Raw genomic sequence first — 21136 nt, forward strand, 5'->3', positions numbered from 1 at the left:
GTGTGGACGCTTGCGCTGCGAGGTGGCGCGCGTGTCGCGGTGGTCGCGGCGGAGTGGTGCGACGCGTTCGGCGTCGTCACCCGCGGGCGGGTGCAGCTGGAGCTGCGCGACGGCGAGCCCGGGCCGGTCCTCGGACGCGACGCCGGGTTCTGGCTCCGCGGCACCGGCGTCCGCGCCCTGCGGAACCCCGGCCGTCGCACGGCGAGGGTGCGCATCGTCACGCCCAGGGCCAGGACCGTCACATGCCAGTCAACACACCCTGTACGCCAGTTACCGAATGACGGAGGAACGACATGAACAGCATGAATGACACCGGGGTCGTCGCAGGCCCGGCATCGGGCCAGACCAGCCACACCCACCGACTCCGCGGGCTCGCCATCACCGGCTTCATTGCCACGCTCGCAGCGATGGTGGCCACCACCCTCGCCGCTGCGCTTGCCCAGGCCGTCGGCGTCGACTTCGAGATCCCCGATGGTGGCGAGACGATCCCGTTGCCCGGGTTCGCCGTGGTGACCGGCTTCTTCTCGGTCGTGGGCGTCGTCATTGCCGCCGCTCTTCTTCGTTGGAGCGCTCACCCCACCAAGCGATTCGTGTGGACGGCAGTGTCGCTGACCGCGATCTCACTGGTCCCGCCCTTCCTCGTCGGGGCAAACACCGCCACCATCATCGCCCTCCTCGGGCTACACCTCGTCCCTGCGGCGGTGATGATCCCCGCCCTGGCGCGGAGCCTCCGCACCCGGACCGATTGACGATCCCGCAACGGGACAACGCGCGGCGCAAGGGCGTGCGCGAGCGCACTAACGTGGCCCCCGGCGCTGCCACCCTCCATTCCAGGTTCCTTTTTTGGTCAATTCGAAAGCTGAGTCGCGTGTGCGAAGAAGCACAGGCCACCTTGCGGGATGAAGACCAAACGCCATCCGCTTCGGTCGGGGCGCACCGGGTACCCCGGTCGCGTTCACCCTGACCGACCCCGCTGTCACGCGCTTCCCACGTGGATTCCGCTCCTGCGCGGCGGCTTGAGCCGGAATCTGCCCCTCTCTCGGGTCGACGTCAGGCTCAAGCCGCGCCAGGACGCGGTCGAAGCTGAGCCCTGACACCTACGCGTTCCGGAGGCTGCCACGCCGTAGCCGGCGGGGCAGGGAGCGCTGTTTGTGACGTGGAAGGCTGGAAAAGGCTCAGTGATCATCCAGGCATGTTCGGCAAAACCGAACTCACCTAGACCAACTCATCCGTCACGCCCATGTCTGCACCCACATGATCCGAACGATGGAAGCCTCCGTGACCGACAGCTCCGCCAACACCGTCGGCGAGCAGTGGGAGCCAACCAAGAGCCCCGGTTAGCAAGGGTGTTAGCAAGAAGCTCCGACGATCAAGAACCGAAGAAGGCCCCTGACGGCGTAACGCCTGTTCAGGGGCCTTCTTGCATGTGTGCGGCCGGAGGTACTCGAAACCCCAACCTTCTGATCCGTAGGGAAGGGCGGCATGCACGTCACGCGACTCGTGTCCTGGTCAGGCGGCAGATGCAGGCCGGTGGTGTGTGATCGCGTAAGACGGTGTTGCTGTACGGCGCTGCTGTACCGACCTCGCCCCACCCAGATTCCTCGTGCCACCATGCCAGGGTGCGAACCGTGGAAGAACTCGTCGCCGTTGACGATCCGGCGTGGCCGGCGCTCCTGGAGGAAGTCGCCACCAGCGACGTGACCACAAGGATGCTGCCATCGGGGGAGGTCGGGCGGGGCCGTACGTGCCTGCATGAACTGCAGGTGTCGGCGCGGTCATGGCTGGGGGCCATGGCCCTGCACTCCGGTGGCCTGCTGATCGACCGCGGGTGGGTGCGCGTGCTGGGAGGCTCTTCGGGCTTGCCCGGCATGCCTGACCTGCTGCGGGCGAACACCCTGCCTGAGACCACTTCCGCGTACACGGCGCCGTCTCTGCTGATCGTCGCCTATGACGTGCTCGGTGGTGTCTTCGCGATCAAAGGCGGTGTCGCCGCTGCCGGTTCGCTGCCGGGTGAGCCCGGTCATGTACTCTATTTCGCTCCGGACTGCCTGGAGTGGGAATCCTTGGAGCTGGGTTATGGAAGCTGGCTCTGTTGGCTGCTGTCCGGCCGGCTGACTGGCTTCTATGAGAGTTTCCGCTGGTCAGGCTGGCAGGAGGAGACGGCTTCCCTCCCTCTCGATCAGGGCGTTTCGTTCGCGCCGCCCCTGTGGTCGGCCGAAGCCCAGCACGACATCGATGCCACCGATCGGCGTCCTGTTCCCTTGACGGAGCTGCTCGATCTGCATCGGGAGGTCTCCCGGCAGTCCGGCCTTTCCAACTCTGGTCCCGCTTGACCTGCGCCCCCCTCATTACGAGTTAGATCACGACCGTCCAGGACCGTCCACCGCCGTCTTCCGGGCCCGGTGAGGCAGGCTCTTTGGGGTTCCTCAGTCCATGGTTGTCCAGGGCTGTCCAGACTCGTTGTTAGCATCCGCGTTAGCAAGACCTGCGGCTCGCACCGCCTCACCCTGGCCAAGTGCTCGCTGCCGGGTCAGCAGGGTGTGGAGTTCATGGGAGGCGTTGGCGACGAACTGACGCTGGGTGCCTGTCGGTAGGCCATGGTTTAGTTCGGAAGTGGCTTCAAACGAGACCCTGTCCTACGCCTCGGTCAGTATTACCCCTCGTCCGCCGCGAGTCATCATCGTGGTCGAAGGTGGCAAGCACTGGAGCTACTGGGTGCGCCGCGCGCTCTATCGGGCGGGAAAAGTCTGGGGCGGTGCTGGCTTCGCGGTTGTCCCGCACCAGGGCGGGCAGGTGAACGCGGTGCTTCTACGGGCGTGTGAGGCATACGACCCCGACTTCGTCGTGACATACAGCCCGACAGTCGCGGATGTCGAGCACTTCCATCCCGGTTTCATCTCCCTTAGAGGAGAGGACGACCAGCCTCTCGAAGGGGCCGACCGCGAGCGATCGCTCGCCATGGTGCGTGCCGACGATGTACCGAGCGCAGAGGACGAGGCGGCCCGGAAACAGGTCATCGCCGCATGTTCGTCCTACCGGTCCCGGCTCACAGGTGATGAGTGGCATGAGCACGTCATGTCACTGGGCGAGGAGTCGAGTGGTCACTTCGCGAACGTCCTCGACATGCCTGGTGCATGGCACGCATCTGTTCTTGCCTGCCCGACAGACTGGGGTGGCGTACTCGGTGCCGCGGTAGCCTCTTATGCCGGGGTTGCCGCCCCGCCGTCACGCGACGCGGAGGAACCTGAGCTTGATGATGATGCCCGGAAAACGCTAACGTCCTGGCTCTTAGGCCAGCCGGACGGCTTGGTGCCCAACGAGCTGGTGTGGCATCCGGGCCTGGCTTTCGGGGTGGACAGACGGACAACGCCGACCGCGCATGAGCGCACCAAGGCACATCTGGTCGAGATCGTCACCGGCCTCGGTTTCCACCGTACGGGGCTCTTGGTGGTGGGCGACAGCGCGGAGGATTTCGCGCTGTCCCACCTTTGGCAACTGACATACGGCAACACCTACTGGCTGCCGTCCATGCTGGGCGCGAATGAGAACACCGTATCGTGGCCCATTGGATACGGCGTGGCGAGGATCGCACGGGACCTCGCTCGGAGCGGCAATCGCCTCGTGATCACGTCGATGTCGCGGTCGAAAGATGATCTAGAGCTTTGGCGTGAACGCCTTCTGGCGGCGTACCCGACGAGAAGCCCGCAGAACGACAACGCCATCCCCGTCATCCTGGGCCCGGAACTGCCGTGGCGGCAGGGTGCGACAGTGGGCCTGGCCGTGCAGGATCAGTGGGACAGCCAGGTCACCGTGCCGATATCCGTGGCGGAAGACGGCACGAGCCACATGGCCGCTCCCTTGCCGGCGCCGGTGCTGGTCAACGGGGAACTGGCCGCGCATGCGGATCTGGAATGGCAAGTCGACGTTCATTGGCAGCCGGGCCACACCGTACGCCGACGTGGGTTGGACAGTCAGGAGATCTTCACCGACCAGCCGCCGTTCATGCCGACATGGGCACGCAGCAGTCGCCATGGCGTGACATATGGATCACGACGGTATGGCCTCGTCCTGACAGGGACCCGACCGGAAAACGCCCTCGCACGTGTCGCACTCCGACACCTCAGCCTCGCCGCCTGGGTCCGAGCGAAAGCAGCCGAGCACGACCTCTCCGCGTTGCCCAGCGACGCCGGACGGCGCACCTCGCTACTGGCCAGCATGCTCGGCGGGCGTCGGCGATACGTCGATCTCTTTGGTGGCCCGTTGCTGCCGGCTCTCCGCGCCATGCTGGCGACTAGCGCCAAAACCAATGAGGCGTACCCCGATGGGGAGGGTGTCTCGCTCTCATCGACCGAAGGTGTACTGGCGTTCGCCGGCATCTGCGCGCGAGTGGCTAATCTGGAATTGTCCGACGTCCGCGAACATGCCGATGCCGCACTCCGCGCCGGAATACTGCGCCGGGGAATGGTACTCAGGTGCGCGACCTGCGAGCAGAAGCAGTTCCAGACGGTCGACAAACTCGGCCAGCGCTGGAGCTGTGTCCGCTGCGACGCGTTGAACGACCTTGATCGGCACGCGTGGAAGCTTCCCGCAGACGAACCGACATGGTTCTACGACCTGCACCCAGTGGGCCGTCATGTGCTGAGCGAACACGGCGAGGTGCCCGCCCTGCTGTCGGCGTACCTGCGGAAGCAGCGCAAGGAACAGCGTGGGATGTTCGACGACCTGGAGGAGGTCGCGTTTCTGCGGGGGAACCGACCGCAAGTTGAGGTGGACCTGGTGGCGTACACCGACGATGTTCTGACCGTGGCAGAGTGCAAGACGCCCGGCGAGCTAACCGGCAAGGAGGGCAGGCGGGAGGTCCTCAAGAAGTGCCGTGCGGCCGCTTGGCTACGCGCCGACCGGTTGCTGTTTGCAACCACAGCAGAGGAATGGACACAGGCCACTCGTGCCCTGGTCAAGAACGCAGTAGCCAGCTTCAGCGACTGGGGCCCTCTCGGCTCACCTCAAGTCGAGTTCGTAGCGCGTCTTGGCAGGGCGGACACCGAAGTCTAAAGGGTGGAGACCTGCCCTAGAGCCTGTACGGAGTTCGGATCTCTAGGCTGGCCGGAGGCTTCGGACCCATAGGACGGCCCCGCGTACACTCCGCCACCTGGAGGCTGGGGACACGTTCGTGAGCGGAGGGCCAACCAGGAAGGGGGGCGACGGGCTACCGCCGCCTTCCTGCGGTCACGTCCAGCGAAGTGGTGTACGAGTTGATCTCCGCGTGATCCTGTTTCTGCAGGTTAAGCCGTAAGTGTCTGCGGGATGGGTTTCTGCTGCGATGTGTCGCTCGTGATGACCCGCATCCGGGTCTTGGCCAGGACATCCAGTCCCATGTAGCGGCGGGCCTCGATCCACTCGTCGGTCTGCTCGGCCAAAACCGCACCGACAAGACGGACGATCGAGCCCCGGTCAGGGAAGATCCCGACCACGTCGGTGCGGCGGCGGATCTCCTTGTTCAACCGTTCCTGAGGGTTGTTCGACCAGATCTGCTTCCAGATCTCCCGGGGGAAGGCGGCGAAGGCCAGCAGTTCCTCTTGGGCGCTGTCCAGGTGCTCGCACGCGGCCGGATACTTGGCCTCCAACGCCTCGATCACCCACGCGTGCTGGGTGCGCACCTGCTCGGCGGTGGGCTGGTCGAAGATGGTGCGCACCAGGGTCGCCACCCACGGCTGCGCCGACTTCGGGACTGTGGTGAGCAGGTTGCGCAGGTAGTGGGTGCGACAGCGCTGCCAGCAGGCCCCCGGCAACGTCGCGCCGATCGCCCCGACCAGACCGGTGTGGGCATCGGAGATGACCAGCTGCACACCGCCCAGCCCGCGGGCGACCAGGCCGCGCAGGAACGCCAGCCAGCCGGCGCCGTCCTCGGCCGAGGTGACCTCCAGCCCGAGGATCTCCCGGTTGCCGTTGGAGCTGACCGCGGTGGCCACCAGCACGTGCACGTTGATGATCCGCCCGCCCTCGCGGACCTTCTGCGTCAACGCGTCCAGCCAGACGAACGCATACGGGCCGGCGTCCAACGCCCGGGTGCGGAAGGCCTCCACCTGGGCGTCCAGGACCTTCGCCATCTCGCTGACCTGGCTTTTGGAGATGTGTTTGATGCCGAGCTGTTCGACCGGTTTGTCCACCCGCCGGGTGGAGACCCCGAGCAGGTAGCTGGTGGCCACCACGCTGATCAGGGCTTGTTCGGCCCGGCGCCTGCGTTCCAGCAGCCAGTCGGGGAAGTAGGAGCCCGAGCGTAGTTTCGGGATGGCGAGCTCGACGGTGCCGGCTCGGGTGTCCCAGTCGCGGCTTCGGTAGCCGTTGCGCCGGTTGGTGCGCTCGTCGCTGCGGGTGCCGTACTCGGCGCCGCACACACTGTCGGCCTCGGCCGACATCAACGTCTCGGCCATGGTCTTCACCATGGATCGCAACAGATCCGGGTCGTGGTGCTCGATCCGCTCCGCCAACCACGAGGCGGGGTCCACACTGTTGTTCACGGCCATCGCTTTCTTCTCCTTCGATCTTGTTACTTCGTACTCGAAGGATCACGCGATGGCCGTCCTTATTTCACGACGCCACGCCCGCTACCTGGGGAAACTCGTACACCACCTCCGTGGACGCAACCCTTCCTGCAGCGGGAACCCTGTCCGGAAGCGGTCACGGCCGAAGGGTGATTTCCCGTGCGTAATCGTCTCTTATGGAGACAAGGCGGCGCACCGCCACCTACCGCTCCAGTTCGAGAGGACCCCCATGGACATCCCGGCCCGAGCCACCCTGATCAACAAGAAGTCCGGGCTCGCCCTCGACATCAAGGAATGCGACATGTCCGACGGTGGCTGGGTGATCCAGTGGACCCCCCACGGCCGGACCAACCAGATCTTCCACCTGGAACCCGCCGATGGCGGCTACAAGTTCATCGCCGAACACTCCGGCAAGGCCCTGGACGTCAGCGTGGCGAACCAGAACTCCGACTTCGCGATGCAGTGGGGCATCAATGGCAGCCCCAGCCAGATCTGGTACCTCAAGGAGCACGAGGCGGGCGTCTACCGGCTCATCGCCAAGCACTCAGGCAAGGTGCTGGCAGTCGCAAACGCCTCCACCGACCCGGGCGCGCGCGTGGTGCAGTTCGAACCAGGTCATGACGAGAACGAACTCTGGCTGCTCAAGGCCGTTCCCTAGCTAGGGGCTGTTTGAAGTTCGGATCATCATGTGGTTGAGGTGAGGAGTCTTAACGACATGATCGAGCCCCGGAGGTAGAGTCCGGCCTCGTAGCTCTCCGGGGCTTTGTCGTAGCGGGTCGCCAGGCCACGCCAGGTCTTGATCTTCTGGAAGCAGCGTTCGACAGTGTTGCGCTGCCGGTAGCGTTCCGGATCGAACGTGACGGGCCGCCCACCGGCCGCCCCCTTCTTCTTCCGGTTGGCTTGCTGGTCACTCTTCTCCGGGATGACCGCGCTGATCCCACGGCGACGCAGATAGGCCCGGTTGGCCTTGGAGGAGTAGGCCTTGTCCGCGGCCACCGCTGCAGGGCGAGTCCGGGGCCGGCCCACCGGCCCGGTCACGCGGATCTCGTCCAGGACGGTGGTGAACTGCGGGCAGTCAGCGGCCTGCCCAGGCGTGAGCACGAAAACCAGCGGCAACCCCGCGCTATCGGCCACGGCATGGATCTTGCTGCTCAGTCCGCCTTGGGATCGGCCGAGCGCGGCCGCCTCCGCCCGAGCTTCACGGCGTCGCCGGATGGCGGCGCGATCGTCCGCCTGTGGCGCGTCGGCATCGGGTGGGGCCTGCGGCGCGTCACCCGCAGCACCGGCGGCTGCTCGGGAAGCGGAGCCCCCTTTTCCTCGGTCAGCGCCTGCTCCAGCGCGTCCAGGGTTTCCCCGGCGACCGCCAGCCCGGCCGAGTCCTGATGCGCCCGCACGATCGTGGAGTCCACGCTGACCAGTTCCAGCCCGACCTGTCCTCGCGATGCGGCCTCGGCGATCAGCGCGTCCATCAGGCCCTGGAACACGCCGCCTTTGGCCCAGGAGTTGAACCGGGAGTAGACGGTGGACCAAGACCCGTAGCGTTCCGGGACGTCACGCCAGCTGGACCCGGTGCGAAACCGCCACAAGATCCCGTTGAACTGGTCGCGCACCCGCCGTGGCAGCGGCCCGGTCGCCGCCAGCGGCAGCTGCGGCTCGATCAAAGCCCACTCGGCATCGGTCACATCAAAGCGTGCCACATCCGAGTTCTACCAGTCACGGCAGCTAACCACCGATCCTCATCTAGATCCGAACTTCAAACAGCTCCTAGTACATCGAGATGTGCGGGTGGTCGTAGTGGTTGGCGGTGATGCCGCCGCGGTTGGACATGGTTCTCCAGCCGGAGCCGTGGTTGATGCGCTGGCGCCAGATCACGTACTTCACTCCGAGCTTGGACTTGTTCTTGATGGCCCAGGCGGCGATCTCGTCGCCGAGCCGGAGGTTGGCGGCTGAGGGCATCGTGCCGCCGGTGCTCATCATGAAGTCGCAGGCGCGGCCGAGGGGGTGCTCGCCGCCGTCGTTCGCGGACCGGTAGCAACCGACGGCGTACGGAAGGTTGAAGCGTCTCTTGACGGCCTCACGCATGATCCGGGTCCGGTCGGTGATGTTGTCGGCGCCGGTGGGGAGTTGCGGGGCCCAGCTGCCGTCGGCGCGGCGCCCGGAGCCGACGGGGGCGAGCTGGTCGAGCCTGTTCTTGATGTCCTTGATCAGATCTTCGACCTCGTCACGCTGGGTCTGCATCTCCTTGGCCTCCTCACCGATTTCGTCGGTGAGCCTGGCGGCCGTCTCGGTCGCCCTCTTCCTACGTTCGAAGCTCTCGGCGAAGCCCTGTAGGTGCGCGCTCTGCTGGGCGGTGAGCTGCTCCATCACCGCTGCTCCACCCATGTCGTCGGCGAACAGCAGCGCGGGCAGCCCTCCGATGCTGCTCTGGTAGCGGAGCTGGACTATGGAGTCGACCTGCTTTTCCGCCCTGGCGTAGAGGTCGGAGGCCCTGGCCAGGTTCTGCTTGGCGACGGCCTCGGCCTTCTGTGCCTTCTTGAGGGACTCGCGCTTGGCCGCGTATGCCTCGATCAGCCCGTCGACCTTCTTGCCGAGCTTGGCCAGCTCGGCGCGGAGTTTGGCCTCGGTCGGCTTGGGCTCCGCGCTTCCCGCGGTGGGGGCACCGAGGGTGAACGTGGCGACCAGGCTCAAACAAAGGGCCAGAGCCGCATGCCGACGGAACGTGGGGGACGGGGCCGCCACGAACTCTCCTCTCCTTCCGCCTACCGGGTTAGCTGACGGGTTCGGGCTGGAGAACGCCCTTCCACCGAAGTGGTTTCACCCCAGGTGCGGTGGTTCCCCGGCTCCCGGGCGATGCGCCTGGGATTAGGCATATCGGCTGTTGCAGCCGATGTGGGAAGGATAGTAGTGGTAAACACAGGGTCACGCGACTTCAAGACGAGACCAATTGGTGATTAGTTCGTGACAACAGAGCGCAGAAGGTGTGCTGCCTCCTCGGGCAGCACGTCGTTCACGAAGGCACCCATGGCCGACTCGGAGCCGGCGAGATATTTCAGCTTGTTCGGTGCGCGGCGGATGCTGAACAGCTCCATGTGCGCGTACGACAGGTCGCGACCGGTGTTGACCGGCGCCTGGTGCCAGGCCGCGATGTAGGGCATCGGCACGCCGAACAGCCCGTCGAGGCGGCGGAGCACGTCGGTGTAGAGCGGTCCGAACGCCGCGCGCTCCGCGGGCTCCAGTCCGACCAGGTCGGGGACCTGCCGGTGGGGGTAGAGGTGAACCTCCACCGGCCAGCGCGCCGCGGCCGGGACGAACGCCGTCCAGTGCTCGTTCGAGGCCACCACCCGGACCCCGGCCTCCCGCTCCGCGGCGAGCACGTCGGCGAACAGGTTGCCGCCGGTCCGCTCCCGGTGGCGCCCGGCCGCCCCGAGGGTCAGCTTGGTGCGCGGGGTCACGTAGGGGTACGCGTAGATCTGGCCGTGCGGGTGGGCCAGAGTGATGCCGATCTCGGCTCCCCGGTTCTCGAAACAGAACACCTGCTCCACGCCCGGCATCGCCGACAACTCCGCCGTACGGTCGATCCAGGCCTCCATGACCAGCTCCACCTGCTCGGGGGGGAGCATCGCGAATGAGGAGTCGTGCTCGGCGGTGAAACAGACCACCTCACAGCGGCCGACCCCGGGGCGGACCTCACTCAACCCGCCGACCTGCTGATAGTCGCCCAGATAGGTGGAGAACGAGGGGAACCTGTTCTCGAAGACCGCCACGTCGTAGGCCGCGGAGGGGATCTCGGTGAGGTTGCCGGAGGTGGAAGGGCAGAGCGGGCACTCGCTGGCCGGGGGCAGAAAGGTGCGGCCCTGGCGGTGTCCGGCCACCGCGATCCACTCCTCGGTCAGCGGGTCGTAACGCAACTCGGAGGCGGCGGGGCGGGGCGGCAGGTCGCGGCTGTCGACCGCTCCGCGGTCGGCGTCGTCGCGGCGGTCGAAGTAGAACAGCTCCCGGCCGTCGGCCAGGTGGGTGATCGTACGCTTCATCGGCCGACGCTCTCGCTCTCCTGCTGTGGCTCTGTGATGATCAGCTCTCCCACCGAGGCGGCGAGCTCCTCGCGGGCCTCCTCGGCCAGGCCGGAGTCGGTGACCACGATGTGGGCCTGGGCCAGCTCGGCGATCGTGCTGATGCCGACCGTGCCCCACTTGGTGTGGTCGGCGAGCACCACCAGGCGGTGCGCGGAGGCGACCAGCTCGCGGTTGGTCTCGGCCTCCAGCAGGTTGGGTGTGGTGAACCCGGCTCGGGCGCTCATCCCGTGCACGCCGAGGAAGAGGGTGTCGACGTGGAGTCCCCGGATCGCCGTGACCGCGACCGGGCCGACCAGCGCGTCGGAGGGGGTGCGGACCCCGCCGGTGAGCACGACCGTGCGATCGGCCCTGGGGGAGCGGTGGAAGACGTCGGCGATCCGGATCGAGTTGGTGATCACGGTCAGCTCGGGCACGTCGGTCACGTGGTGGGCGAGCGTCCAGGTCGTGGTTCCCGCGGAGAGTGCGATGGCGGTGGCGGGCCGGACGAGCCGGGCGGCCTGCTGGGCGATCGTCTCCTTCTCCGCCTGCTGGCGCGCCGACTTGGCGGCGAAGCCCGGTTCCTCGGTCGAGCCGGACCCGGTGGCGGTGGCGCCACCGTGGACCTTCTCCACCAGCCCGCGCTCGGAGAGCACCTCAAGGTCGCGCCGGATCGTCATGTCGGACACGCCGAGCTCCCGGACGAGATCGGCGACCCTGACCCCGCCCCTGCTCCGCACCCTCTCCAGGATCGCCTGCTGCCGCTGCTGGGCGAGCATTGACTCACTCCCTTTAATTCACCAGATTCCACCAAAATACCACGGCGGGTACCGGGAAATACTGTTGAATTATGGTGGTCACCTGCTCACAGCCGCTCAAGCTCCGCCATGATGTTCGCCCGCGCCGGCTCCTCCAGATCGGCGATGTGGAAGATCGCCGTAAGGTCGAGCAGTGAGCGCAGCACCGCGGCCCTGCCGGACCTGAAAGCGTCGTCGGGCACGAAGGCGTACTCCTCGCGCACGGCGGTCGCGTAGGCGGCGTAGACCTCCGGCGACGCGCCCAGGATCGCCAGGTCCGCGTCGGACAGCACGGCCCCGTCCGCGTCGCCCGGTGCGGGGGCGTGCGTGACGGTCAGCCTGACCAGCCGGGCGACCGTGGCCACCGCCTCGGGGGAGAGCCCCATCTCCGGCAGCGCGCGCTCGGCCAGGATGGCGCTCCGCTCCTCGTTGTCGCCGCGCCGCGGGTCGTAGACGGCGTCGTGGAACCAGGCCGCCAGCCGTACCAGGTCCGGGTGCTCGGCATGAGAGGCCAGGGTGTCGATGTGGGCGAGCACGGCCTCCAGGTGGGTGGTGGTGTGATACCTGCGGTGCGGCTCGTCGTACCGGGTGATCAGTTCACGGCCGAGGGGTTCGGCCTCGGGGCCGGACAGGGACAGCCAGCGGGCCATCAGCTTCTCGCGCATGAGGGCGAGCCTAGAACCTGGCCGGAGGGGAGGATCCTCAGGTGCGGGAGGCGCTGATCGTCAAGGTTGGGGCAACGCACCCACCGGAGCGGGGCGGATCGCGGTTCGGGCCTTGTGCGCCGGGCGTCGCAGGAGGAACGTGAAGGTCTGAACCGGTGGCATCGAGTCCCGTACGGGTCCGGAATCACGGGTCCGGAATCACGGAGGCCGGCACTCGCGGGACCTGGAAGGACCTCAGGGAAGGGGTGGTCGGCATGGCCAGAAGATCGCGTAAGGGCAAGGCCCGCAAGAAGCACAAGGCCAACCACGGCAAGCGGCCGACCGCTCGCTAGCCGTACTGATCACAGAGGCCGAGTCCACGGGGACGGGCGGTCACGCGCGGCGGCCCCAGGAGGCCAGCAGCCGGGTCTGCGCGTCGGTGTCGGAGGGCACCTTCCGGTGCTCTCCGGCCTGGTGCTCCCCGACGGCCGCGGTCTGCCGGTAGCCGGGTTCCGCGTCGGCGAACCAGGTGGCGCAGGCCGCGACCAACTCCGGGTCGAGCCGCTCGTCGGCGCCGATGGCGCGGGCCAGGTCCCAGGTGTGGATGAGGGCGTCGGCGAACAGTTCGGTGATGTACTCCCGGCCGGGCACGTCGCCGAAGGGCAGGTGGACGACGCGGTCGAGGACCCGGTGATCGATCGCCGCCTGGATGGCGGGCACGGCCGAGGTGTCGAACGCCTTGATGGGGTCGTCGCCGAGCAGGTCGCCCTCGAAGGCGTCGCCGATCTCCGCGTGGGCCCGCCCGGCCAGCAACTCGGGAGCCCACAGGTTCTCGCCGACCACGTGGTTGACGAGGGAGCGCACGTCCCAGTCGACGCACGGCGTCGGATTCTCCCACTGGTCGGGGCCGATCCGGTGGACGAGAGCGCCGAAGTCGTCCAGCGCGCGACGGTAAGCCTCGGGTACGTCGATGGTCATCATGCCCTCCCGATGCCCTCCCGGGTTCTCTCCCGGCCCTCATCTTGACCGTAACCCCTGGCCCGCCAGTAGTCATCGCGTCAATGGACATGACCGGCACGTCCGGGAGCGCATCCGACCGGACGGCTTCATCTCCCGGTCATCTCGGCGTCAGGGAAGAGTCACGGTATGTCGTGAGGATCTCTCCTATGCGCACCACGACCTTCACCCGAGCGGCCGTCGCCGCGGCCACCGGCCTGATCCTGCTGCCCGCGGCCGTGGCCCCTGCCGCCGCCGAATCCGGCCCCCGAGGCATCGAACTGACCTTCCTCGGCCGCTACACCACCGGCACCGTCGCCGCCGGTGCCTCGGAGATCACCGCGTACGACGCCAAGACCCGCCGGGTGTTCGTCGTGAACGCGCAGGCCGGCACCGTTGACGTGCTCGACATCCGCGACCCGCGCAAGCCTCGCAAGGTCGCCACCCTGGCCACCCCCGGGGCCAACAGCGTCGCGGTACGCGACGGTCTGGTCGCCGTCGCCCAGCAGGCCGCGGTCAAGACCGACCCGGGCACCGTCGCCTTCTTCGACGCCCGGAGCGGGAAGAAGCTCAAGCAGGTGACCGTCGGCGCGCTGCCCGACATGGTGACCTTCACCCCCGACGGGCACCGGGTGGTCGTGGCCAACGAGGGCGAGCCGTCCTCCTACTGCGAGGGGGAGAAGGTCGACCCCGAGGGCTCGGTGAGCGTCGTCGATCTGAAGCGCTGGACGGTGCGGACCGCGGGGTTCCAGAAGTTCGACGCCGAGCGGCTGCGGGCCAAGGGGGTGCGGATCACCGGTCCCGGGGCCACCGCCGCCCAGGACCTGGAACCCGAGTACGTCACGGTCGACGGTGACACCGCCTACGTCACCCTCCAGGAGAACAACGCGCTCGCGATCGTCGACCTGCAGCGGGTGGAGGTCCGCGACGTCGTCCCGCTGGGCCTGAAGGACTGGTCGAAGAGCGGTTTCGACGCCTCGGACAGGGACGGGAAGATCGACATCAGGCCCAGGCCGGTGAAGGGCCTCTACCAGCCCGACGGGATCGCGCACTTCCGCGACCGCGGGCGCACCTACCTGGTCACCGCGAACGAGGGTGACGGGCGTGACTGGGGCTGCCACGCCGACGAGGTCAGGGTGAAGTCGCTGAACCTCGCGATGCCCGACGCGGAGAACCTCAAGAAGGACGGCGAGCTCGGCCGGCTGAACGTGGCCGTCGACTCGCCCAGGGACGCGAGCGGCGCCTACACCGAGCTGCACGCGTTCGGCGCCCGTTCGATCTCGATCAGGTCCGCCTCCGGAGCGCTCGTCTGGGACTCCGGCGACGAGCTGGAGCGGCTCGTCGCCAAGGAGTTGCCCGAGGCGTTCAACGCCGACAACGAGGCGAACGACTCCTTCGACAGCCGCAGTGACAACAAGGGCCCCGAGCCCGAGGGGGTCGCGGTCGGTGAGGTGCGCGGCCGCACCTACGCCTTCGCCGGGCTGGAGCGGGTCGGCGGGATCGTCGCCTACGACATCGACAATCCCCGGGCGCCGAGCCTGGCCGGATACCTCAACACCCGCGACTTCGCCGGCTCGGTCGCGGACGGCACCGCCGGGGACGTAGGCCCCGAGGGCGTGCTGTTCATCTCCGCCTCCGACAGCCCGACCCGCCACGCGCTCCTGGTGGTGGGCAACGAGGTCAGCGGCACCACCGCGATCTACCAGGTGCGCTGAGCCGCACGGCCGCGAAGACACGCCGCACACCAACCGGCCTGTTCCCACGCCGAGCACGTCAACGGCGCGGGAACAGGCCGGTGACGTTGCCGGTCTGACCGGACGACCGTGGGGCGCGGGCAGGACCGGGAGTGATCCCGGCACCGTGCGGCGAAGCGGCGATCCACCCGAAGCCGCACACGCGGCAGGGCGGAGAGGATGTTAACGCAGCCGCTGCTCGATCCAGACGATCTTTCCTTTCGGGGTGAGGCGGGAGCCCCAGCGGTGGGCGAGCCAGTTGATGAGGTGCAGGCCGCGACCGGTGTCGCTGGTGGTGGACGCCTCCCGCATCACCGGCTCGGACGCGGAGCTGTCGGACACCTCGCAGACCAGCGTGGGCCCGCGCAGCAGGCGTAGCTCGACCTCGCCCTGGCCGTGCTCGACCGCGTTGGCGACCAGCTCGCTGACCATCAGCTCGGTGTTGTCGCACAGGGAGTCGAGTCCCCAGCCTCCGAGTGTGGCCCGGACGAAGCGGCGGGCCTGTGCGGCGGAGCGGCGGTCGGCGGGCAGCGACGTCTCGACGAACTCCTTCTCCGTCAGCTCGGACACCCTGGCCAGCAGCAGGGCGATGTCGTCGCGCTCGTGCCCCGGCCGCTGGGCGCCGATCGTGAGGTCGCAGACCTCCTCCAGGTCCTGGTCCTGGCCGGAGAGCAGGCCGCGCAGCGCGCTGATGCCCTCCTCGATGTCCCGGTCGCGGCTCTCCACCAGGCCGTCGGTGTAGAAGGCGAGCACGCTGCCGTCGGGAAGCGTGAACTCCCGCATCTCGGCGGGCTCGTTGCCGATGCCCAGGGGCAGTCCCGGCGGCAGCTCCAGCAGCTCGGTCTCGCCGCCAGGGCGCACCAGAATCGGCGGAACGTGACCCGCGCAGGCTATCGCGCACCGCCGCGTGACCGGATCGTAGGTGGCGTACACGCACGTGGCGATCTGGCTGGCGTCCAGGTCCTGGCTCATCAGGTTGAGCCGGAACAGCACGTCGGCCGGGCTCAGGTCCAGGCTGGCCAGCGTGCGGGCGGCCGTGCGGAGCTGGCCCATGGTGGCGGCGGCCCTGATGCCGTGCCCCATCACGTCGCCGACGACGAGGGCGACCCGGCAGCCGGGCAGCGGGATCACGTCGTACCAGTCGCCGCCCACCCCGACCAGATCGCTGGCGGGCAGGTAGCGGGAGGCGATCGTCAGGCCCAGCGGCTGGGTGAGGTCGACGGGCAGCAGGCTGCTCTGCAGGGTCAGCGCGGTACGGCGCTCACGGTTGTAGAGCCTGGAGTTGTCGAGGCACACCCCGGTCCTGGCCGCCAGTTCCTCGGCCAGGTTGACGTCCTGCTCGTCGAAGGGCTGGCTGGTGGGACGGCGGGTGAAGATGACGAAACCGAGTACCCGGCCGCGCGCCTTCAGCGGCACCACCAGGAACGAGCTGTCCTCCAGCACCTTCGACACCGAGTCGCGCTTCCAGAACCGCCCGATCTCCTCGGCGGTCCGGCGCCCCAGGCGGGGGTAGAGGATCGGGTTGCCGGTGGCCATGCACCGGGCGTAGGGGGTCCACGACTCGTAGACGGCCACCTCGTCCACCGGGAACGCGGCGGCGTACACGCCGGGGGCGGGATCGGCCACGCCGACCGCGATCCGCCGCACCAGCGCCGAGCCGTCGGTGGTCTGCTGGGGGAACTCCCCCTCGGTCACCAACCGGTCCTGTACCAGGATGCCGGCCGCGTCCGCGAAGCGCGGCACGGCGACGTCCATGAGTTCCCTGCCGGTCTCGAACATGTCCAGTGTGCTGCCGATGCGTTTGCTGGCCGCGTTGAGCAGGGACAGCTGCTCGTGCATGGATGCGGGACTGCCCATCCTGAACCCTGGCGTCGCTGGATCTTTGGTGACGAAACGGGACTTCACTCGCTCCACCGGGGTGCGGGAACCGGCGTCCACCAGGTTGCCAGTTCGAGATCTTCTGCGATGGCGTTGGCGCCGTTGTATCCGGGGGCCGCGGAGACCGAGCCGCCGGGGTGGCTGCTGGCGCCACAGAGATAGAGGCCGTCGATGGGGGTGCGGTATCGGCCCATCTCGGGGACCGGCCGGTTGCCGCCCAGCTGGGACGGCTCGTAGGCCCCCACGTGGTGGCTGCCTCGCACCATGTTGACGCAGTGTCGCTCGATGTCGAGCGGTGAGAAGACCCGCCTGCCGAGGACGGCGCCTCCCGCGAGGTTGGGGGCGTACTCGGCCCACTCGGCGAGCAGCCGCTCACCGACCTCCTCGCGCCGACGGTCCCAGTTCGCCGCGTCGCCACCGAGGTCGTACGGGGCCCATGGCCACCAGAAGGCCACGTGTTTACCGTCCGGCGCGTACGAGGGGTCGAACAGCGAGGGGCATGCGCCGTTGCCGGCCAGCCGGTCGGGCAGCTGTCCCTGATGGATCTGGTCGAAGGTGCGGCCGAGCTGCTCGCTGTCGTCGGCGCCGAGCACGACGAGGAAGGCCCGGTCCACGTCGGGCTCGAACTCGGCGGCCCGGTAGCGCGGCGCCTCGTCGAGTGCCAGGTGGAGGGTGACGAGGCTGTGCCCGGCCCACTTGTAGTCCTCGACCTTGGCCGCGATCTCCGGGCCGAAGTTCTCCGGGCCCGCCAGCCGGACGGTCTGCGGGGCGTCCACCGCGCTGGCCACGAACCGGCGGGCGGTGAGAACGTCGCCGCCTGCCAGCTCCACCCCGGTGGCCCGCCCGTCATCGACGAGGATCCGCTCGACATGGGCGCCGGTCACCACGGTGCCGCCGTGCTCCTCGATGACGGCGCGCAGCGCGCTCGCGACGTTCCCCGCACCGCCCACGGGCACGCCGAGCCGGGCGATGCGCGACAGCAGCCGGGGGAAGAATCCGCCGGTGCCCGGCACGTCCTCGATGGAGATGGCGTGCAGGAAGGATTTGAACAGGACCCTGACCTGGTCGCTCTCGAAGTTCCTGTCGACGGCCTCGTACAGCGAGAGCGGCATGTAGCTCATCAGGTCGCGGCCCAGGTCGCCCTTGAGCCGCTCGGCGAGCACAGGGGGCGGTAGCGGGCTGGAGTACAGGAACCCGTTCATCAGCTCCCTGGCCGCCTCGGCGTAGCGCTCGTGCAGCTCCAGCCAGCGCTCGGCGTCGGCCTTGGAGAACCGGGCGAAGGAGTCGGCGGTGCGTTTGGGGTCGGTGTAGACGGTGATCGCCCGGCCGTCCCGGAAGATCGTGGCGTGCTGGGTCTCGGGATAGACGTAGCTCAGGCCGTACCGCTGGAGTTCCAGGTCGGCGGGGACCGGGCCCTCCTCCAGGAAGTGGTAGCTGCTGTGGGTGTTGTGCCGAAACCCCGGGAGGGTGAGCTCCTGGGTGCTGCAACCACCGCCGGCGACGTCGTTGCGCTCGACGACCGCGACCGACAACCCCGCCTTCGCGAGGTAGGCGGCACACGTGAGGCCGTTGTGGCCCCCGCCCACGATGACGCCGTCGAACTCCGACACGTTCCCTCCAGGGCACTCTGACTGCTGGTATGGAGGATTGTAAAGAATGATCTATATGCGAACCCTGTGTTTAACAGAGATTCGTAGATATTTCCACATGGACTAGGACTTAGTGGCGCTTAGCCGACGAAGTGGCCGCACCAGGCCGCACCGGGAACTCCCTGAGTTCCCGGTGCGTGCCGGGCTACAGGGAGGGCAGCCCGGCCAGGGCCGTGTCGATCCGGTCCTGCGGCAGCGAGAGATCCTCAAGCCGCCCCGACAGGTAGCGGTCGTAGCCGTCCAGGTCGAAGTGCCCGTGCCCGCACACCGCGGTCAGCAGGACCTTCTCCTCACCCGTCTCCCTGCACCGCAGTGCCTCGGCGACGACCTCGGCCAGCGCGTGGGCCGCCTCGGGGGCGGGGACGACCCCCTCGGACCTGGCGAAGCGCAGCCCCGCCTCGAAGCAGTCGTTCTGGCCCATGGCCACCGCCTCGAACATCCCCAGTTCGTACAGGTGCGACAGCAGCGGGGACATGCCGTGGTAGCGCAGCCCACCCGCGTGGATGGGATCGGGGACGAAGCCGTGGCCCAGGGTGTGCATCTTCAGCAGCGGGGTCAGCCCCGCGGCGTCGCCGAAGTCGTAGGCGTAGACGCCCCTGGTGAGGGACGGGCAGGCCGCCGGCTCGACCGCCCGGATCACCGGGGCCATCCGCCCGGCCAGCTTCTCCCGCAGGAACGGAAAGGCCAGCCCGGAGAAGTTGGAACCGCCTCCGGTGCACCCCACGACCATGTCCGGTGCCTCGCCGAACGCGGCCATCTGCTCGATCGCCTCCTCGCCGATCACCGTCTGGTGCAGCAGCACATGGTTCAGCAGGCTGCCCAGCGCGTACCGGGTGCCCGGTTCGGCCCCCGCGGCCTCGACGGCCTCGCTGATCGCGATGCCGAGGCTGCCCGGCGAGTCGGGGTCGTGGGCCAGCGCCTCGGCGCCGTACGCCGTCAGTGGGGACGGGCTCGGGTGCACGGTCGCGCCGTAGGCCCGCATCAGGCTCCTGCGGCCGGGTTTCCCGTCGTACGAAACGCGGACCATCCACACCTCGCACTCCAGGCCGTACTGCGCGCAGGCGAACGCCAGTGCCGAGCCCCACTGGCCCGCCCCGGTCTCCGTGACCAGCTTCCCGACCCCCTGGCGCGCGTTGTAGTAGGCCTGCGGGACGGCGGTGTTCGGCTTGTGCGAGCCGGCGGGTGAGCCGCCCTCGTACTTGTAGTAGATCCTCGCGGGGGTGCCGAGGGCACGTTCGAGCCTGCGGGCCCGGATCAGCGGGGTGGGCCGCCAGAGCCGGTAGACGTCGCGGACGCTCGCCGGGATCGGGACGAACCGTTCGGCGCTCGCCTCCTGGTCGATCAGCTCCACCGGGAACAGCGGCATGAGATCGTCCGGCTCGACGGGCCGCGAGGTGGCCGGATGCAGGATCGGTGGCGGCGGGACCGGGAGGTCGGCCACGATGTTGTACCAGTTGTGGGGGATACGGGACTCGTCGAGCAGGATTCGGGTGGCTTCGGTCATCGGGTGCCTCCACGTGTCGGATCCACTCAGTGCCGTTCTCATCACCCACCGTAGTTCAGCTCGCGCGCGACGTCCCGGTTCCTCGCGACACCCGCGCCACCGAGGCCACGACGGCCCGATCGGTTTCCGGCAAGAGAATCCGCGCCCCTGAACACGCCCGCCACGCGGAGAAACCATCATTCATATAACGACTCTGAAAGCGGGAAAAAGCCCCGGGAAAGCAGTAGGGCCAGCTCGCCCACTAGGGGTCTGAGCTGGCCCTAAGCCATTCGGAGCGGACGACGGGAATCGAACCCGCGTAGCCAGTTTGGAAGACTGGGGCTCTACCATTGAGCTACGTCCGCGCGAAGCGGCTTCAGTCTGGTCTAGACTTCATCCGTTCGTCAGGGCGTAAGCGTACCGGAGTTCCGGAGCGTGCGCGCACTCGACCTACCGGGGTGTGGCGCAGTTTGGTAGCGCACCTGCTTTGGGAGCAGGGGGCCGCAGGTTCAAATCCTGTCACCCCGACGCATGCCGGGCATCGGTTCCGACCGGTGCCCGGTTTCTCGTTGTACGGGGGGCGAGTTCTCGGCCAGGCGAGACAGGCAGGGCACATGGATGACGCATGTCTGGAAGATCGCCTCGCGGCGCGGGAGCGCGGTGCGGAACGTCAGCGGTGGGCGCTGAAGAGGGCCCAGACGGCCTTGCCGCCGCAGTTGAGGTAGTCCCAGCCCCAGCCCTGACTGTAGGTCTCCACGATGTAGAGGCCCCGGCCGTTCTCCGAGATGAAGTCCGGCTCCTTGGGGGTCGGAACCTCGTTGCTGGGGTCCATCACGGCCAGGAGCACGTGGGGCGAGAGACGCAGCAGGACGAGCGTGATCGGGGTGATTCCCGGCTGGCCGGGCGGACACAGCGCGTAACGGACCGCGTTGGTGACGAGTTCCGAAACCACTAGCGCTGCGTCATCGCTGAGCTCCGCCAGTCCCCAGTCGCGGAGCGTCGAGCGTGTCACGTCCCGGGCGGTCTTCACCGAGTCGGCCTGGCTGGGCAGAGGGCATGCGGTGGCGTCGGACTGGTTGGCCTCGAGCAGCTCGTCAAAGCTCGCCTCGCGGGTCGCCTGCAGGTAGTCGGCAGCCGATTTTGGCTCCTCCACCATCCTGCCGGTACCTCCCGCTGTCATCGTGAGTCTCCGTACCACGTGAGAGTTTTCAGAGCTTGTGCACCATAAGCCCAATATGCACTAAGCCATCATGGGTCACTGGAACGTCTGCTGCAAGACCCAAATGCACGTGCAGTTGCAATGTGCAGCAGCATGGACGGTTAGGTCGGCGACTTGGCGAATTGGGCAGTGACTTGAGACCTTGT

17 protein-coding genes, 2 tRNA genes, 1 pseudogene and 1 riboswitch are annotated in these 21136 nt (G+C 68.0%); of the genes and pseudogenes, 8 read left to right on the top strand and 12 right to left on the bottom strand.

Going from position 1 to position 21136, the window contains the following annotated elements; all coding sequences use genetic code 11:
* The 4 genes from ACWD3H_RS18365 to ACWD3H_RS18380 all read left to right on the top strand — a co-directional run bounded on the left by ACWD3H_RS18365 (position 1) and on the right by ACWD3H_RS18380 (position 5052).
* A complete protein-coding gene (locus ACWD3H_RS18365) occupies positions 1 to 297 on the top strand; it encodes a hypothetical protein (RefSeq protein WP_350914192.1) in 297 nt (98 codons plus the stop codon).
* 5 nt (positions 298 to 302) lie between these two features.
* Positions 303 to 749 carry a DUF6069 family protein gene (locus tag ACWD3H_RS18370; protein WP_451955798.1) on the top strand — a complete coding sequence of 149 codons (447 nt, stop codon included), beginning with the start codon at positions 303 to 305 and terminating at the stop codon, positions 747 to 749.
* An 879-nt stretch (positions 750 to 1628) separates the two neighbouring features.
* Positions 1629 to 2333, top strand: a complete 705-nt coding sequence (locus ACWD3H_RS18375; RefSeq protein ID WP_451955799.1) for a DUF2625 family protein — start codon at positions 1629 to 1631, stop codon at positions 2331 to 2333.
* Positions 2334 to 2613: 280 nt separating this feature from the next.
* A complete protein-coding gene (locus tag ACWD3H_RS18380; RefSeq protein WP_451955800.1) occupies positions 2614 to 5052 on the top strand; it encodes a hypothetical protein in 2439 nt (812 codons plus the stop codon).
* A 230-nt stretch (positions 5053 to 5282) separates the two neighbouring features.
* Here ACWD3H_RS18380 and ACWD3H_RS18385 read toward each other — a convergent pair whose 3' ends face one another.
* Positions 5283 to 6524, bottom strand: coding sequence for an IS256 family transposase (locus ACWD3H_RS18385; RefSeq protein WP_451955801.1), 1242 nt, complete (start codon positions 6522 to 6524; stop codon positions 5283 to 5285).
* Positions 6525 to 6771: 247 nt separating this feature from the next.
* Between ACWD3H_RS18385 and ACWD3H_RS18390 the strand changes: the two genes are divergently transcribed.
* Positions 6772 to 7200: an RICIN domain-containing protein gene (locus ACWD3H_RS18390; RefSeq protein ID WP_345681519.1), complete on the top strand. Its 429-nt coding sequence runs from the start codon at positions 6772 to 6774 to the stop codon at positions 7198 to 7200.
* Positions 7201 to 7226: 26 nt separating this feature from the next.
* Here the strand turns inward: ACWD3H_RS18390 and ACWD3H_RS18395 are convergent.
* The 5 genes and pseudogenes from ACWD3H_RS18395 to ACWD3H_RS18415 form a co-directional block, all read right to left on the bottom strand.
* A pseudogene (locus ACWD3H_RS18395) lies at positions 7227 to 8239 on the bottom strand (IS5 family transposase).
* A gap of 67 nt (positions 8240 to 8306) precedes the next feature.
* Entirely contained in the window at positions 8307 to 9230 is a 924-nt protein-coding gene (locus ACWD3H_RS18400; RefSeq protein WP_355554651.1) for a coiled-coil domain-containing protein, read from the bottom strand.
* 54 nt (positions 9231 to 9284) lie between these two features.
* Positions 9285 to 9421: riboswitch (cyclic di-AMP (ydaO/yuaA leader) on the bottom strand.
* A gap of 72 nt (positions 9422 to 9493) precedes the next feature.
* Positions 9494 to 10573 carry a galactose-1-phosphate uridylyltransferase gene (galT, locus tag ACWD3H_RS18405; protein WP_451955802.1) on the bottom strand — a complete coding sequence of 360 codons (1080 nt, stop codon included), beginning with the start codon at positions 10571 to 10573 and terminating at the stop codon, positions 9494 to 9496.
* The gene (locus ACWD3H_RS18410; protein WP_350929697.1) at positions 10570 to 11370 is read right to left on the bottom strand and encodes a DeoR/GlpR family DNA-binding transcription regulator; all 801 of its coding nucleotides are present in this window, start codon (positions 11368 to 11370) and stop codon (positions 10570 to 10572) included. Before ACWD3H_RS18410 ends, galT begins: the two co-directional genes overlap by 4 nt.
* Positions 11371 to 11456: 86 nt before the next feature.
* Positions 11457 to 12053 (bottom strand): HD domain-containing protein, encoded by a 597-nt coding sequence (locus tag ACWD3H_RS18415; RefSeq protein WP_451955803.1) that lies wholly within the window; start codon positions 12051 to 12053, stop codon positions 11457 to 11459.
* Positions 12054 to 12307: 254 nt separating this feature from the next.
* Between ACWD3H_RS18415 and ACWD3H_RS18420 the strand changes: the two genes are divergently transcribed.
* Positions 12308 to 12385: a 50S ribosomal protein bL37 gene (locus ACWD3H_RS18420; protein ID WP_386323758.1), complete on the top strand. Its 78-nt coding sequence runs from the start codon at positions 12308 to 12310 to the stop codon at positions 12383 to 12385.
* 40 nt (positions 12386 to 12425) lie between these two features.
* On the opposite strand, the gene ACWD3H_RS18425 is transcribed toward ACWD3H_RS18420, so the two are convergent.
* Positions 12426 to 13013 (bottom strand): TIGR03086 family metal-binding protein, encoded by a 588-nt coding sequence (locus ACWD3H_RS18425; RefSeq protein ID WP_355554643.1) that lies wholly within the window; start codon positions 13011 to 13013, stop codon positions 12426 to 12428.
* Between the two features lie 185 nt (positions 13014 to 13198).
* Here ACWD3H_RS18425 and ACWD3H_RS18430 point away from each other — a divergent pair, with 185 nt between their 5' ends.
* Positions 13199 to 14743: a choice-of-anchor I family protein gene (locus tag ACWD3H_RS18430; protein ID WP_451955804.1), complete on the top strand. Its 1545-nt coding sequence runs from the start codon at positions 13199 to 13201 to the stop codon at positions 14741 to 14743.
* A 201-nt stretch (positions 14744 to 14944) separates the two neighbouring features.
* Here ACWD3H_RS18430 and ACWD3H_RS18435 read toward each other — a convergent pair whose 3' ends face one another.
* The 4 genes from ACWD3H_RS18435 to ACWD3H_RS18450 form a co-directional block, all read right to left on the bottom strand.
* The gene (locus ACWD3H_RS18435; RefSeq protein WP_355554639.1) at positions 14945 to 16618 is read right to left on the bottom strand and encodes an ATP-binding SpoIIE family protein phosphatase; all 1674 of its coding nucleotides are present in this window, start codon (positions 16616 to 16618) and stop codon (positions 14945 to 14947) included.
* Positions 16619 to 16662: 44 nt separating this feature from the next.
* The gene (locus ACWD3H_RS18440) at positions 16663 to 18249 is read right to left on the bottom strand and encodes a phytoene desaturase family protein (protein ID WP_355554637.1); all 1587 of its coding nucleotides are present in this window, start codon (positions 18247 to 18249) and stop codon (positions 16663 to 16665) included.
* A gap of 184 nt (positions 18250 to 18433) precedes the next feature.
* Positions 18434 to 19792: a TrpB-like pyridoxal phosphate-dependent enzyme gene (locus ACWD3H_RS18445; protein ID WP_355612528.1), complete on the bottom strand. Its 1359-nt coding sequence runs from the start codon at positions 19790 to 19792 to the stop codon at positions 18434 to 18436.
* Positions 19793 to 20065: 273 nt separating this feature from the next.
* A tRNA-Gly gene (locus ACWD3H_RS18450) sits at positions 20066 to 20136 on the bottom strand.
* Between the two features lie 89 nt (positions 20137 to 20225).
* On the opposite strand from ACWD3H_RS18450, the gene ACWD3H_RS18455 reads away from it, so the two are divergent.
* Positions 20226 to 20299, top strand: a tRNA-Pro gene (locus ACWD3H_RS18455).
* A gap of 142 nt (positions 20300 to 20441) precedes the next feature.
* Here ACWD3H_RS18455 and ACWD3H_RS18460 read toward each other — a convergent pair.
* On the bottom strand, positions 20442 to 20951 hold the full coding sequence (locus ACWD3H_RS18460; RefSeq protein WP_451955805.1) for an ATP-binding protein: 510 nt from the start codon (positions 20949 to 20951) through the stop codon (positions 20442 to 20444).
* Positions 20952 to 21136 lie beyond the last annotated feature (185 nt).

The sequence above is a fragment of the Streptosporangium sp. NPDC002607 genome (assembly GCF_053592655.1).

What these genes read in the sequence shown, in the direction of transcription:
- ACWD3H_RS18435 (WP_355554639.1), bottom strand. Translation starts at nt 16,618, where the DNA reads ATGGGCAGTCCCGCATCCATGCACGAGCAGCTGTCCCTGCTCAACGCG.
- galT (WP_451955802.1), bottom strand. Translation starts at nt 10,573, where the DNA reads ATGAAGCGTACGATCACCCACCTGGCCGACGGCCGGGAGCTGTTCTAC.
- ACWD3H_RS18460 (WP_451955805.1), bottom strand. Translation starts at nt 20,951, where the DNA reads ATGACAGCGGGAGGTACCGGCAGGATGGTGGAGGAGCCAAAATCGGCT.
- ACWD3H_RS18390 (WP_345681519.1), top strand. Translation starts at nt 6,772, where the DNA reads ATGGACATCCCGGCCCGAGCCACCCTGATCAACAAGAAGTCCGGGCTC.
- ACWD3H_RS18445 (WP_355612528.1), bottom strand. Translation starts at nt 19,792, where the DNA reads ATGACCGAAGCCACCCGAATCCTGCTCGACGAGTCCCGTATCCCCCAC.
- ACWD3H_RS18385 (WP_451955801.1), bottom strand. Translation starts at nt 6,524, where the DNA reads ATGGCCGTGAACAACAGTGTGGACCCCGCCTCGTGGTTGGCGGAGCGG.
- ACWD3H_RS18410 (WP_350929697.1), bottom strand. Translation starts at nt 11,370, where the DNA reads ATGCTCGCCCAGCAGCGGCAGCAGGCGATCCTGGAGAGGGTGCGGAGC.
- ACWD3H_RS18420 (WP_386323758.1), top strand. Translation starts at nt 12,308, where the DNA reads ATGGCCAGAAGATCGCGTAAGGGCAAGGCCCGCAAGAAGCACAAGGCC.
- ACWD3H_RS18430 (WP_451955804.1), top strand. Translation starts at nt 13,199, where the DNA reads ATGCGCACCACGACCTTCACCCGAGCGGCCGTCGCCGCGGCCACCGGC.
- ACWD3H_RS18370 (WP_451955798.1), top strand. Translation starts at nt 303, where the DNA reads ATGAATGACACCGGGGTCGTCGCAGGCCCGGCATCGGGCCAGACCAGC.
- ACWD3H_RS18415 (WP_451955803.1), bottom strand. Translation starts at nt 12,053, where the DNA reads ATGCGCGAGAAGCTGATGGCCCGCTGGCTGTCCCTGTCCGGCCCCGAG.
- ACWD3H_RS18425 (WP_355554643.1), bottom strand. Translation starts at nt 13,013, where the DNA reads ATGATGACCATCGACGTACCCGAGGCTTACCGTCGCGCGCTGGACGAC.